The sequence below is a fragment of the Bacillus sp. SG-1 genome, assembly GCF_000181495.1.
Classification (GTDB): domain Bacteria; phylum Bacillota; class Bacilli; order Bacillales; family Bacillaceae_B; genus Rossellomorea.
In genome coordinates, this window is the sequence record NZ_ABCF01000071.1 from 1 (window position 1) to 13662 (window position 13662).

Annotated in this window: 16 protein-coding genes; 13 read left to right on the plus strand and 3 right to left on the minus strand. The window is 43.4% G+C overall.

The genetic code is table 11. From position 1 onward, the window contains the following. Positions 1-438, plus strand: a 438-nt coding sequence (locus BSG1_RS21160) for a DNA topology modulation protein FlaR (RefSeq protein ID WP_198008254.1), incomplete at its 5' end; no start/stop codon positions are given. After that, the gene (locus BSG1_RS16635; protein WP_006838333.1) at positions 435-1208 is read left to right on the plus strand and encodes an HAD-IIB family hydrolase; all 774 of its coding nucleotides are present in this window, start codon (positions 435-437) and stop codon (positions 1206-1208) included. The genes BSG1_RS21160 and BSG1_RS16635, both read left to right, overlap by 4 nt. A 182-nt stretch (positions 1209-1390) precedes the next feature. Here BSG1_RS16635 and BSG1_RS20990 read toward each other — a convergent pair whose 3' ends face one another. Then, complete coding sequence (locus BSG1_RS20990; protein WP_006838334.1) at positions 1391-1546, minus strand: hypothetical protein; 156 nt, start codon at positions 1544-1546, stop codon at positions 1391-1393. Between the two features lie 104 nt (positions 1547-1650). Here BSG1_RS20990 and BSG1_RS16640 point away from each other — a divergent pair, with 104 nt between their 5' ends. From BSG1_RS16640 to BSG1_RS16690, 11 genes are all read left to right on the plus strand, one after another. Next, on the plus strand, positions 1651-2085 hold the full coding sequence (locus tag BSG1_RS16640) for a DUF4257 domain-containing protein (RefSeq protein WP_006838335.1): 435 nt from the start codon (positions 1651-1653) through the stop codon (positions 2083-2085). 358 nt (positions 2086-2443) lie between these two features. Further along, positions 2444-3010: a thioredoxin family protein gene (locus BSG1_RS16645; protein ID WP_044023061.1), complete on the plus strand. Its 567-nt coding sequence runs from the start codon at positions 2444-2446 to the stop codon at positions 3008-3010. Between the two features lie 182 nt (positions 3011-3192). After that, a complete protein-coding gene (locus BSG1_RS16650) occupies positions 3193-4347 on the plus strand; it encodes an IS4 family transposase (RefSeq protein WP_232214187.1) in 1155 nt (384 codons plus the stop codon). Positions 4348-4529: 182 nt separating this feature from the next. After that, entirely contained in the window at positions 4530-4898 is a 369-nt protein-coding gene (locus BSG1_RS16655; protein WP_006838337.1) for a helix-turn-helix domain-containing protein, read from the plus strand. 297 nt (positions 4899-5195) lie between these two features. Next, entirely contained in the window at positions 5196-5996 is an 801-nt protein-coding gene (locus BSG1_RS16660; protein WP_044023062.1) for an arylamine N-acetyltransferase, read from the plus strand. Positions 5997-6772: 776 nt separating this feature from the next. Beyond that, complete coding sequence (locus BSG1_RS16665) at positions 6773-7327, plus strand: sigma-70 family RNA polymerase sigma factor (protein ID WP_006838341.1); 555 nt, start codon at positions 6773-6775, stop codon at positions 7325-7327. Beyond that, positions 7324-7776, plus strand: a complete 453-nt coding sequence (locus BSG1_RS16670) for a hypothetical protein (RefSeq protein ID WP_006838342.1) — start codon at positions 7324-7326, stop codon at positions 7774-7776. Before BSG1_RS16665 ends, BSG1_RS16670 begins: the two co-directional genes overlap by 4 nt. Continuing rightward, positions 7776-8855, plus strand: a complete 1080-nt coding sequence (locus tag BSG1_RS16675) for a hypothetical protein (protein ID WP_006838343.1) — start codon at positions 7776-7778, stop codon at positions 8853-8855. Before BSG1_RS16670 ends, BSG1_RS16675 begins: the two co-directional genes overlap by 1 nt. Next, positions 8852-9790 carry a hypothetical protein gene (locus tag BSG1_RS16680; RefSeq protein WP_044023063.1) on the plus strand — a complete coding sequence of 313 codons (939 nt, stop codon included), beginning with the start codon at positions 8852-8854 and terminating at the stop codon, positions 9788-9790. The genes BSG1_RS16675 and BSG1_RS16680 overlap by 4 nt, the downstream gene beginning before the upstream one ends. Positions 9791-10187: 397 nt before the next feature. Next, a complete protein-coding gene (locus tag BSG1_RS16685; RefSeq protein WP_044023065.1) occupies positions 10188-11237 on the plus strand; it encodes a M14 family zinc carboxypeptidase in 1050 nt (349 codons plus the stop codon). 130 nt (positions 11238-11367) lie between these two features. Beyond that, entirely contained in the window at positions 11368-12762 is a 1395-nt protein-coding gene (locus BSG1_RS16690) for an LVIVD repeat-containing protein (protein ID WP_006838346.1), read from the plus strand. A 182-nt stretch (positions 12763-12944) separates the two neighbouring features. Here BSG1_RS16690 and BSG1_RS16695 read toward each other — a convergent pair whose 3' ends face one another. After that, positions 12945-13400: a DUF2269 family protein gene (locus BSG1_RS16695; RefSeq protein WP_044023066.1), complete on the minus strand. Its 456-nt coding sequence runs from the start codon at positions 13398-13400 to the stop codon at positions 12945-12947. 78 nt (positions 13401-13478) lie between these two features. After that, positions 13479-13662 (minus strand): hypothetical protein (locus BSG1_RS21435; RefSeq protein WP_006838348.1); only part of this gene is annotated, 184 nt, incomplete at its 5' end.

Sequence of the window (13662 nt, forward strand, 5' to 3'; positions counted from 1 at the left end):
TTGTCATCAGAAATGAGCATCCCCGTCTATGAATTGGACAATGTTGTGTGGCGTAGAGGTGCAAACGGGGACATACGAAACAGCCCTGAAGATAGGGACAACGAGTTTAATAGACTCATCGATCAGACGGACTGGATTATTGAAGGAGTCCATCATACCTGGACAACGAGTGGCTTCGAGAAGGCAGACATCATTATTTTTCTGGATACACCGATGGCGGTAAGGAATTGGCGTATCTTAAAACGATTCACTGTGCAGAAGCTTGGGTTCGAAAAAGGGAATTACAGACAGACGTGGGACATGCTGAGGAGAATGTACAAATGGAATTATCAGTTTGAGAAAGTCAGCAAACCGGAAATTTTGGAGATACTCAAGCCTCATCGAAAAAAGCTAAAAATACTTGGGGATAATAATCGTATAAAGGAGTTCACTCAATGAAATTCGTGTTTGATTTGGATGGTACAATTTGTTTTAAAGGTCAGCCGGTGACGGAAAGGATATTGGAGGCACTTGAAAGGTTGACGGAGGAAGGCCATGAAGTGATTTTTGCTTCGGCAAGACCGATCCGGGATATGCTTCCCGTCCTTCATCCCCGTTTTCATATGCATACTCTGATTGGAGGAAACGGCTCGATGATCCACAGAGACGGGGACTTGGTTTTTTCCCAGGCTTTTCGGGATGAGGATATTGATTATATTAAAAGATTGATTGAAAAATATGAAGCCACGTTCTTAATTGATGGAGACTGGGATTATTGTTATACAGGGCCTGTAAATCACCCGATTCTGGGGAACCTCGATCAGGCAAACCTGGCAAAGTCTGTGTTGATAGAAAGCCTGAATTCTATATTAAAAGTGCTGATCCTGACAGCCAACGATTTTGAAAAATTGGCTGAAGAGCTTTCTGAGATTGATGTTACCCTTCATACTCACCGCAATGAAAAAGTGATTGATATTTCTCCAAACGATATCGATAAATGGAATGCTCTGAGAAAAATCGGAATCGGGGAGTCCGAGTATATTGCGTTTGGGAATGATGCTAACGATATAACGCTATTTCAGCATGCAAACCACGCAGTGATGATTGGGCATCATGAGGAGTTATCTGGATTTGCAGCCGAGGCCATTCCGCTGCAGGGGGATTACGAAGAGAACATCATCCGCAAACTGGAGGAACTGGCTGATAGGCACCGGTTTTCCTTGGCGTGACCGTTGTAAAGATAGGCAGGGATTGATAAAGTTGCCCAACGAAGCGGGACAGATGCACTGATTTTTTCCACGCAGGGTTGATTATTAGTACATAAATAACCGGGCGTTTGATGGGCAGGAGCGATGGCTTTGAAAAAAAGCACAATCAAAAGAGCAGTTTTCAAATGGATACATAATAGTTTCTAGTTTTTTTTCATCCGGCTTTGCTGGATGATTTTTTTTGCTAGGCGGAAATACATGTCCGCTTCGGCCTTGCTCTCCGCCTTTTGCATTAAGACAAGGTAATTTTGAAATCGAAGTTTGTCGATTGACGAGACTTTCAGCACAATTTTACGCATGCGGCACTCTCCTCTGTGATGGACAAAAACGTGTCCTTTTCTCTATTCAGAAAATTCTGTAAATAAAGTATACTATTAGTAAATCATTCCAGAGGGTGAATGTAATGTCCTTAATTGAATTGATACTGTTACCGATGTTAATGGGAGGTATTGGTGGCTTAGGACATATTTTGGTTTTCAAAGGTGGCCGCTTTACATTTCCCCGCACTTTTGTTGATGAAGATGGAGAGAAGCATTATGTCTTTGGTTCGTCTAAAGATATCATTATTGGGGTCTTGGCCGGTTATTTGTCCGTATTGCCTGTCGTGGAAACAGTACCCGTCTGGTATGTGATTTACATTAGTTTATTATCTGGCATTGGCGGAAGTTCGGTAATCACCAGAAAAATCGAGCAAAACCTGGAAAGAACCAAGTGTGACTACCTTCAAGAGCTTTCAAAATATCAGCTCGAGACGACCTCTACTATAGGAGGATCTTCAAAGCATAATGAGGTGAAACCTGTTGGCGAAGTCCAAAAAAGAGAAGAAAACAACGGTTAAATTGCCCCCGGAACAATATTCCAAAGCAGAGAACTATTTGGAAAAAATAAAGGCGGCAGATAGTGTAACCGAGCTGAAGTACTATTACGCAAAATTCAAGAGAATTGTTGAGAGCTCACAGAAATGTTAATAGCCATGAGGCTGTTTCAACGGCAGTCTCTTTTTTGTGCGCAGATTCTTACGCAGCTAATGCTTTTGCGAAGGTGTATGTATTGGATTCTTATATCAATTATATGCCTGTAAGCATATTTTTTACAAACAATACTTTAAAAATAAGTATATTTTCTTGTTTATTAGGCAAAAGAGAAATAAGCTAAGATTGCGTACAGTGAAGGTTGAAGTCTCGAGGAGGATGACAATGGATTTGAAACAATGGTTTGAAAAGGGGCGGACGCCTCAAGAATATATAGATTCGATGGAAACACATCAAGAAAACTTTAAGAAGGTCTACCAGCATTTCTCCATACCGGAAAATGAGAAGGGGAATCTGGAGGAACTTGCTTCTCAAAAACTGAATGTGATTGTGTTATCCGAGGATTGGTGCGGTGATGCGATGGTCAACCTGCCGATCCTCTTAAAAGTGGCAGAAGCAGCCGACATGAAGGTCCGGATTTTGAACAGGGATGAGAACCTGGAATTGATGGATCAGTACTTAACAAACGGAACTTCCCGTTCGATTCCGATCTTCATCTTCCTTGACAAGAGTTTCGACGAGCAAGCAGTGTGGGGGCCTCGTGCTCCGGTGATCCAGCAAATTGTGGATGAGGAGAAAGCAAAACTGCCGCCGCGTGACCACGAATCATTTCCAGCGGCACAAAAAGAAATGATCGGCAGGCTGACAGCGCAGTACAGAGACAATGAAACCATCTGGCTCGAAATTTTCCAAAGCATCAAAACCACCCTGATGAACCAAGTCCAGATGTAAATCGAAAAGGCCCATCCCTGGAAAAGGGATGGGCCTTTTCGTGCGTCAACGCGTTAAACCATTAAGAGGGACAGTCCACGGGTGTTGATTAACCATAATATGTAAAACAAACGGTATCATTAGACAAAAAAAGCCACTCTCTTTTAGAATGATTGTTACCGCTAACAACACTAAAAAGGAGAGTGGCTTCATTGACTAACTTTAACAAATTATCAGAGGTACTTCAAACGTTCATTACTGACGAAGAGGTGGAAAACCTTTGTGAGAAGTGGGGTTATCGTGACACCGCAAGAAAATTTTCCACCCGAGATTTGGTACGCTTCTTTGTCATTTCTTCTGCGAAAGATTGGAAAAGCTTTCGAGATGCCGAAACCAAGATGCCACAGGAAGAAAGTTTGCCTTCCGTTGACCACTCGACCCTCGCTAAAAAAGCTCAAAACGTCCCTTATCAGATTCTTCAAGAATTGTTCTCTCGTTTAGTCAATCGCTTAGGACGTGGAATGCGCCGAGCACTGTTCAAGCCCTATAAACTATTCGCGGTCGACTCCACAACCATTACGTTTCAACATCCAGATATGAGCTGGGCGGGTTATACCCGTACTCGCCACGCTATTCGTCTCCATACAAAGTTCGATGTAGAGGAAGGGCAACCGACCCAAGTCATCCCTACAACTGGGCGGCACCACGATGTCATGATGGCACCCAAGTTGTATGAAGACACGGAACCTCTTTCCATTATCACCGCAGATAGAGGATATGCACGGACGCGAGACTTTGAGAACTTACAGGAAGACAATCAATTTTTTGTGATTAGAGTCGCTAGCTCTTTCTCTTTCTCGGAAGAGATCGAACACAGTGTCCCTCTTGATGAAGAGGGCAGTGTGAAGGAAGACCTGACAGCCTTTATCGGAAAACGCACCCGCAAAACAAAATATCGATTCAGGTTGGTTACCTTTACCGACAACGAAGGAAACAAAATAAAAGTAGCGACAAACTTAATGATGATGTCCCCTGAAGACATTGCTTATATCTATAAGCTTCGCTGGCAAATCGAGTTGTTTTTCCGTTGGGTAAAAGGCAATCTCGATCTTTCCAATCTGTTTGGAAATTCACCGAATTCTGTCTATAGCCAAGTTTATGGAACGCTTATTAGTTACTTCCTTCTACGCTGGATTTACAATGAAACACAGGAAGATTGGGCCATCTTACACTCTTTCACTTTCATAGAATTCACACGTCGTTACGTGGCATACACCTTACCTGTGGAGGTAAGGTGTGCCATTAAATCACTCTTTCAACGAAGGGGAAGTCTGTGCCAATCACTTGGAAAAATATAGCTAATCAACACCCGTGAGGGACAGTCCCTTTTTGTGTATTAACGCGGTAAAGCACGAAGAGGGACTGTCCCTCTTCGTGCTTTAGAGTGATAAAGCGTCTAGGACAAATGGAACTGTTTCCCTCTTCACGTATTACGGAAATCGCGGTATTCTAGAGAGGAATATTGTTAGGGGGTAACACCATGATTCACCAAAAGACAAACACCATTGTTATTGAAACCCTCGAAAAGTTTCCTCACAAAATCAACATCAAGCTGGGGAAGATTCTGAAAGAACGCGGAATGACTCAAGGTGACCTGCACCGCCTTACCGGCTTGCGTGTCGCGACAATCAATGAACTAGTAAACTTCAAAAAGAAATCATTAACAGTCGCTCACCTGATTTCCATCATGGCTGCCCTCAGAATTTGGGACCTGCGTGAACTGATTGAAATCGAGTTCGATGAAGAAGTGGTAGAATATTTCCGCAGTGAACGCCAGCAGATGCAAGATGGCTTCACATCAGATATGAAAAAGACATTAGAAACCAATTTCGAGCGTATGAATCAATAACAATCGCAATCACGATATATTACAGCGGCCCCCATAAGGCCGTTTTTTTCATGGAGTCCGCTTGATTTCTGGACGAAACCTCATCCTCTGCGCTTTAAATCTCTATAAATAAAGGAAATTTGGCATTATATCAAGAATTTAAAGCATAGGCAATGATTCTGTAAAAAAGACATGGTAAAATAACAGGAAAATAGCAGAGAGTAAACATAACCCATGATTGAACTTCAGTTTTAGAGGGAAACAAGAGTGTGTAACCCCCTTATGAGAGATCGATAAGGATAATGAGAGAGTGATAATGTGGAAGAAATCAGAAAGCAGTATCTTTCGTATTTAAATCTGACCCTTGAACGCCCCAGTATCAATTACTTGCAGCGTCTCATCCAGCACCATCTGATCCGGATTCCATATGAGACATTCAGCAAGTTTCATTATTTTAACCAGAGAAAAGAACTTGTCCCAAGCCTTGAGCAATTTGTACATAATCTCCAGAACCGCGGCTGGGGCGGCACTTGTTATACACTGAACATCAATTTTGGGCGTCTGCTCCGTGCGATTGGCTTCACTATCAACTTTGTCCGCGTGCAGCCCGGGCACTTGGGGATCATGGTGAACATCGAGGGAAAGAAACTCTATGTCGATGTCGGCTATGGCTCGCCAATCATGAAACCGGTGGAACTCGAGGCGCGGAGAAAGCATGTCCTTCACGGGTTCGGCGAAGAGATCACCTTTACACAGAAAGACCAGGCACTGTATGAAATCGATCGGAAGGCCAATGGGAAGTCTTTTGTAAAAAAAGAGATCATCTGGATGCCGCTTGAAGAGGGAGACCTGGCTGCTGACATTGACGCTTCGTATAAAGATAGCCAGGAGAATATGGTGATGCGGAGGATTACGGCCGTGCGCTTTCATGGAAACACCTGTTACTTCCTGCGCAACGGGACGTTAAAAGCCATGACATACCGAAACATCCGAGAATACCAAATGCGTGATATGGACAAATGGTTACATGCCGTCAATGAAATTTACCACTTTGATAAAGAATCCATTCAGGAAAGTGTCGACTTCCTGGAAAAACGCGATATAAAAATTTTCACATAAGCTGTCAAAAGGGTTTGTCCTTTTGGCGGCTTTTTTTATGAGAAAATAATATTCATAAAAAAACTTATGAAGGTTCTATAGGACGATAAAATATGAAAGTTGAAATTAAAGTACTATAGAGAGGTTTTAAAGGACGATAAAATATGAAAGTTGAAATTAAAGTACTATAGAGAGGTTTTAAAGGACGATAAAATAAGAAAATAAAAATTAAAGTACTATAGAGAGGTTTTAAAGGACGATAAAATAAGAAAATTAAAATTAAAGTACTATAGAGAGATTTTAAAGGACGATAAAATTAGAGAATTAAAATTAAAGTACTATAGAGAGGTTCTAAAGGACGATAAAATTAGAAAATTAAAAATTAAAGTACTATAGAGAGGTTCTAAAGGACGATAAAATTAGAAAGTTGAAAATAAAGTACTATAGAGAGGTTTTAAAGAACGACAAAATTAGAGAATTAAAATTAAAGTACTGTAGAGTGCCTGTAAAGGACTTTAAAAGAGAAAACGAGAGAATAAAGACTTTAAGAACGCCTCTAAAGAACTTTAAAAAGGCAAAACAAAAATTATAGTCCTCCCTGTTCACCTTCGCTACCCCCATAAGCTATAAAACTAGAAACCCCCCCATAAATTTACCCGCCCAGTGATTTTTGCCTGAAACCACCCGTTTTACCCACCCTAAAAAATATTTTTAAAGTTTTTTCAAAAATAGTGTAGGGGAAAGCGGAAGTTTGTTCGTCTATTATTATGTAGCCGGCAGAAAGGGGGGAGAGAGTATTGGAACAAGCGCTTGTAGAAAAAGTGAGAAGCGGGAGCGACCACGCATTCCGTATCCTCATTGAAAAATATAAACACCATGTGTTCCGGACGGTCTACGGCATCTTGAGAAATCAAAAAGATGCCGAAGATGTGTCACAGGAAGTGTTTGTAAAGATCTATACCTCTCTCCCGCAGTACGAAAATCAAGGGTTGAAAACCTGGATTACCAGGATTGCTGTAAATCATGCGATAGATTGTAAGCGAAAGGCGGCACGCAGGAACGAGGAAATGTCTGATAATCCGGCGGACCTTGCCAAGGAAAACATGCAGAGAGGGGACCTCCTTTCTGTAGAAGCCAAGCTGGAAGAGAAACAACTGCGGCTTCTTGTCCGGCGGAGGCTTGGGGAGATGCCGGAAAATCATCGCAGGGTCATCCATGATTACTACATAGAAGAAAAGTCATATCAAAAAATGGCTGAAGAACAGCAAGTTGAAGTGAAAACGATTGAAACCAAACTCTATCGGGCGAGACGCTGGATGAAAACACACTGGAAGGAGGAAGATTTTCGATGAAACACATTTCTTATGAAGACTGGCTGAAGTATGTTGAAGATGGACTCAATGACGAAGTTCGGGAGCAATACGAAGAGCACTTATATTCTTGTGATTCTTGCATGGAAATCTATTTGTCGGCACTTGAGGCCGGTGAGACCTCCTTTCCGGAACTTTCAGATGATCCCGGATTCGCCGACAGCATTATTGCTGAGGTTCACCGCTACAAGGAACCTGAAGTACCGGACATCGGGAAAAAACAGAGATTTTATCAGCAGTCAGCTTTCCACTATGTTGTGGCGGCTGCGATGACAATTCTACTGATGTACACAGGTGTATTTCAGCAGTTGGTCGGATTTGCGGAGGAATTCGAACGTTCCTCCCGCCCATCCATTACGAATGAGTTGATGAACAAAACGACGATCCTTATAGAAAATATCGAAAGTGAAACCAGGGAGGAACGAAACTGATGAAAAAGAATCCGATTATTGCATTTTTATTAGCATTTTTCCCGGGAGGGGGCCTGCTTTATCTTGGCAAGGTGCTGAGAGGTTTGTTTTATGCAGGCGGTGTCATAGGTGCCGCGGTCATGACGATCCTTTTAACATACTCTTATTATTCTGTGACCGGAATTGAATTTGTGTTTTTTATTGGAGGCTTATTCCTATATTTGATAAATCTCATCGATACAGCTGTTACGGCATCCAAGCTTTATAAACGGACCACTATGGAGGGAGACACGGTCAAGGAAGAAACGACTCCTGAATCGGAGCGCTTTTTTACGATTATTTTATCGTTGGTGCCAGGTCTCGGGCATTTCCAGCTGGGCCTTATGAACAGAGGTGTTACATTGCTGGCAGCTTTCCTGGGCCTCGCTGTAATGGTCATTTTCGTGACGGTTCTGTCATCACGTGGAGAATTTCTTGTCTTTCTTGCCTTCCTGCCTGTCCTGTGGGTGTACAGCTTTTTTGACAGTATGCAGCAACTTGCGAAAAAACAACGTGGAGAAGCGTTGGTTGATCAATCCATCCTGGAAGAGTTCGAGAATCGCCGGGAGGATGGAAAAAAATCGAAGTCCCTTGCAACGATGCTATCGATTTTTCCGGGGGCAGGTCATCTGTACTTGGGTTATCAGCGGAGGGGAATTCAGTTAATGGCGGCATTCCTGTTCTCCATCTATATAATGGATGTCATGAGATTGGGCATCTTCCTTTTCCTTGTCCCAATCATCTGGTTTTACAGCTTTTTCGACGGACTGCAAAAAGCTTCCCGTTACGGAAAAGAGCCGATTGAGGATGTGCCGGTGATCTCATATCTTGTGAATCATCAAAAGTGGGTCGGAATCGGCCTGGTCACGCTTGGAGTGTATTATTTGCTCACGAACATTGCTCTGCCGGTCCTTCAGCCAATCATTTATGAGTATATGAACGTTGACGCGTTCTTCTGGTTTGAACGATATGTACAGACGGCGATTGTCTGCATTTTACTAATAGGCGGCGGCATCAAGCTGTTGACAGGAAGCAAGAAGAAGGGAGAGGCTTCTCAATGAGAGTATGGAGAGTAGGATCGATCTCAATGGGGGCGGCACTGATTTTTTTAGGGCTGGTGCTGCTTCTGACACAGATAATGGAATGGGACGCTTCGTATATTATCGCAGGCTGGTGGCCGTTCATCCTTGTCATTTTAGGCGGTGAAATGCTCTTCTATTTGTTTTTTACTACCCAAGAGAATGCAAGGGTGAAATATGATCTTTTAAGCATTCTGTTTGTTGCTGTAATAGGCACAGCTGGAATTGGCCTTTCCATCTTGCAGGCAACCGGCGTGGTCGGGGCCATGCAAAGCTGGATGACGTCTGAAGAAAAAACAATGGAAATCCCGACATTCAACCATAGTGTCTCCGATGAAATCAAGAGAATTGTTGTGGACACCGGCCAGCATGATTTAACAATCGAAGGCGGTACTGGGGATGATGTCAGTTTGTTTGGCACTTATCGATCTACAATTGTAAATGGAGAAAACAAATTGAAATCTCCTGAAGATTACCTCCAATACGAAATGAAAGGGGACAGCCTGTTCATCACACTGAAGATGCTTCCTGTGGACTCCAATCCTTTTGGCAGCTACACGCAAATGGATGCCACACTGGTGGTGCCGACCAAAGTAGGGCTTGAAGTTTCAGGTAATAGCGGTTCGATAACGATGAAGCCCAGGCGTTTGTTGAGTCATTGGTCAGTGACGGAAGGTTCCCAAGTGAGTGTTATGCTATCACAAGACAGTGACATCAACTTACTGGCTCAAAATGTAACGGATATAAAAGATAACGAGAATTGGAAGCTTGAAGAGAAAGAGAACGAAAATCAGAACTTTGGTGATAAAGTTCATGTTGAGGAGATGGCCAGGAGCGGAACCTACACTGTCGGTAAGGGAACCTACGACCTGGTCGTCAGCAATACTTTCGGTCTCTCTGTGATCGAGAGCAGATAGAGAGAGGGAAACACCGGGCCCGGGTCTGGTGTTTTTTCTTTTGAGAAAACCCCGGCCGGAAATATTCTTTTAGGAATATACTGGGAATTTGTACTTATTACGCAATTGGGTAAAAATGACCCTGGGAGTTGCAGATTGAAAAAAAATATTAAATTAAAATTTTATGGAAAATTACATTGATAGACAGATTTCCCCGGAAATATCCACCGTTCTCCACCACTTTTATTCTTGTTCGACAAATCATTTTATATGAGACAAACTCCCTAGTTCCCGCTGAATTTTATTTAGGTTGTCGAAATAATCATTCATCCCTCCTATTAACTTCCATTTCCAAAGCTTTTATAGTGGGTGTGTACCGAATATTCTTACTAAATCATTTAATAAGAGGAGGAGTATGATGAAGAAAAAGCTAATCAGTGTTTCATTATCAAGCATGCTGGCTTTGGGAGGCTTTGCAGCGGTGACCATGCCGGCAGCGGCTGTGGGAAATGGGCCGAACTATAATGGGAATGAATCTGTTCAAACTTCCAGATTAACTACATACGGGGAATTGACAGAATTTCTAAAAGTACAGGCAGCAAAGCAGGACGCAATGGAACTCGAAGTGATCGGCCAAACCGTTAAAGGCAAGGACATCCACATGGCAAAGTATCTTTCACATCCTGACAACCCGACAGTGTTATTTTTAACCCAGCAGCATGGAAATGAACAGCTGACAACTGAAGGAGCTTTGGAATTCATCAGGCACCTGGGAACCAATAAATTAAAAGGTGTCCTTGGGAATGTGAATATTCTTGTCATCCCGATGCTCAACGCAGACGGGGCGATGGGGGATGTAAATTTCTCCCTGGAGGATTATATTGCAGATGGGGACAGGCATCTTACCCGGTATAATGCCAATGAAGTGGATTTAAACCGTGAGCATGCCAAAGAGACTTCTGAAATGGAGCCGGAAGCAAGGGCTCTCCATGAACAAGTCTTAATGAAATATGATATCGACTATATGATCGACCTTCATCATCAGGGAACGCTAAGCGGAATCAACGGTGAGCTTGTTTCGGGATCAATGTTGTATCCAACCAATCCGAATGTGGATCCGGAAGTTCTGGAAGGTTCAAAAAAACTGGGATCGATCGTTTATAATGCTGTCGATTCAAAAGGCTGGGGCTTAATTGGGAAATACCGCGGCGGCACAGGTGAAAACATTGGACGGAATGGTGCAGCCGTACGGTATGACATCTCGACTCTTCTTTTTGAAATGAGAGGCATGTCTGACCATTTTTACGAACCTTATGTCCTTGGGCAAAAAAGTAACGGCTATCTGATCAAACAGACCGTGGAAACATTGAGTTCAACAGTCGAAGCGCTTGCTGACGGCTCAATCGAAACAGCGGATACAAGCTTCTGGGATACACTTCCTGAGCAGGAGTGGATGGGAGAAGAATAATAGATCAGGTTTTCCTGTTTGGGACGGGTTTCAATCAGCAGGCTTAACGTCCCGACAAGTCACGCACCTGAAGTATAAAAGAAACATTTTTACGAAAGTCACTAAAAAACCAAGTGGAGGGATCTTTATTTTGAAAAAGAAAAATCTGTTCGTCTCAACGACACTCGCCAGTGCCCTTGTATTTTCTGCCTTCGCCCCAAGCAGCTTTGCGCATGATGATTTAGACTCTTCCGGAATTGAGAAGGGAGAGGTAACGGTCTTCACGAATGAACAGCTGGAGTCACTTGCACTCCCTAAAGTTGAAGGCTCAAAGAATGTCAGCAACTTGACGGAAGCCGCGCAGGTTCAGATCAAACAAATCCGTGAAGGAGTCCAGAATAATACTGCAGATGTGTATGCTCATAAAGGCTTTGCCTATATGGGAACGCATACGGCAAATGGAGGAAACGGCGGAGTTCGGGTGTTCGATTTGAAAGATCCGTCTAACCCTGTAGAGGTATCGGTGTTTGCAAATGACGATGTACCAGGAACTTGGCAGGAAAAAGTTATCGTGAAAACGGTCAATACTCCTCATTTCAAAGGTGATTTGGCGGTTGTGAGTGTGCAGCAGTTAAATAGGAGAGCGGAAACTTCAGGCGGGTTCCTTCTATATGATGTCACTGATCCATATAATCCGGAAAAGCTCGGCTTCTGGGAAGTGTACGGTGAAACGAATGGCACGCATGAACTTTATTTAGAGACACAGGGAGACAGAGCGCTGGTGTTCGCTTCCAACCCGTATGCCGACTACTTCAGTCATGGAGAGGAAAAGGACTTCCAAATTGTCGATGTTTCCAATCCGGCAGAGCCGGAGACACTATGGCAGTTTGATCCTCGGGATCTTCCGGAAGTGCCGGAAGACTTCAACGGATATCACTGGAAGGATTCTCATGGAAAAACCAGGGCGGTCTTCAATCACAGCGTCATGGTAGACCATAATGCACAGTATGCGTATGTTTCGATGTGGGATCTTGGAACAGTCATCTTTGATGTGAAAGATCCAGAGAATCCTGTGTATCTTGGACGTACGGATTTTGCTTCCGATCAGCAGGGATCCGCTCACTCCGCGACACTAGCTCAAGGCGGAAACCTTCTGATTGAGACACGGGAAGTCTACAGTCCTGTGAAAGAAGGGTATGAGGAATCTTATGGCTATACTCGGATTTTTGATATTAAGGATAAAACCAATCCGAAACTATTAAGCGAGTTCAAAACGGACCTGGTGGACAATGTGGAAGACGGGGTGACGTTCGCCAATACTGTCCATGATCCCAAGGTGAGAGGAAATACCCTGTACCTGTCACACTATGCTGGCGGGGTCTACATGGTAGACATCACAAACCCGAGTGATCCTGTACAAATTGGCCAGTACACACCTGACAAAGGCTATATCTGGGGCGTGTATGTTGATGAAAACTATGTCCTGGCATCCGACATGGGCCAAGGACTCAAGGTCCTAACCAAAAACAACAGCGGAAAAGAATAAATATCATCAGAAAAGGAGAGCCAGAGCCGGCTCTCCTTTTCTGGTGATTCGGCACTCCGCTTTAACACACCACCGCACTAAGAGGGACAGTCCCCTATCGCGAGGTGACGCGTTAAAGCACTAAGAGGGACTGTCCCTCTTAGTGCTTTAAAGGGATAAAGCCCGCCAATCGCTTGTTCATATTAGGGTTTGAGGATCATAAATATAAACAAGGTGACACCGAGTGCGGAGGCGAGGTAGAAGTATCCATTCATTTTGTTCAGGTAACCTTGTGCTTCTTCTGTCAGTTTTCCAGTGACAGCGGCGTTTTCAGGAGCATCCAGCCAACCCTTCAATTTGTTGCTTTGAGGAGTGACAAAGCCGATAACAATAATTTGAATAAAGACATAAAGAATCAATGAGCCGAGAAGCCAAACTTGGGTGAAAGCTCCATATTCGCCGACATAGAATAGAACCAGGCCGGAGATGACCGCGATAGTGCCGCCGATCTTCGGGAATTTTTCAAGATGGGCCGCCATCTTCAGGGTATGCCTGAGCTGCTCGGCCGTCTGGTTCTTTCTGGTCAGAACATGAGCAAAGAAAGTCGGCCCCACTCCTATGATGGCGGAAAGAACGTGTAGCAAAACAAGAAATTTCATCATACTACCTCCTTTGGACTATTGTCATATGACATTTTATTCAAGAAAAGGATAGGGTATGTTAGGAACAGATAGATATCATTCACCATTCGCTTTTTTTGTAAAAAAGAGGTATGATATTTTCGGTAGATGCGTTACTATGTTAAGGCGTTTATTTTCACTGAAAAGAGGACGGGGTTGTAAGACCGCCTCAAGGGTATTAGTATAGTTATCGAAATTGACTGTTGAGCTGTCAAAGGCTTTTGAAATATCAAGATAGGAT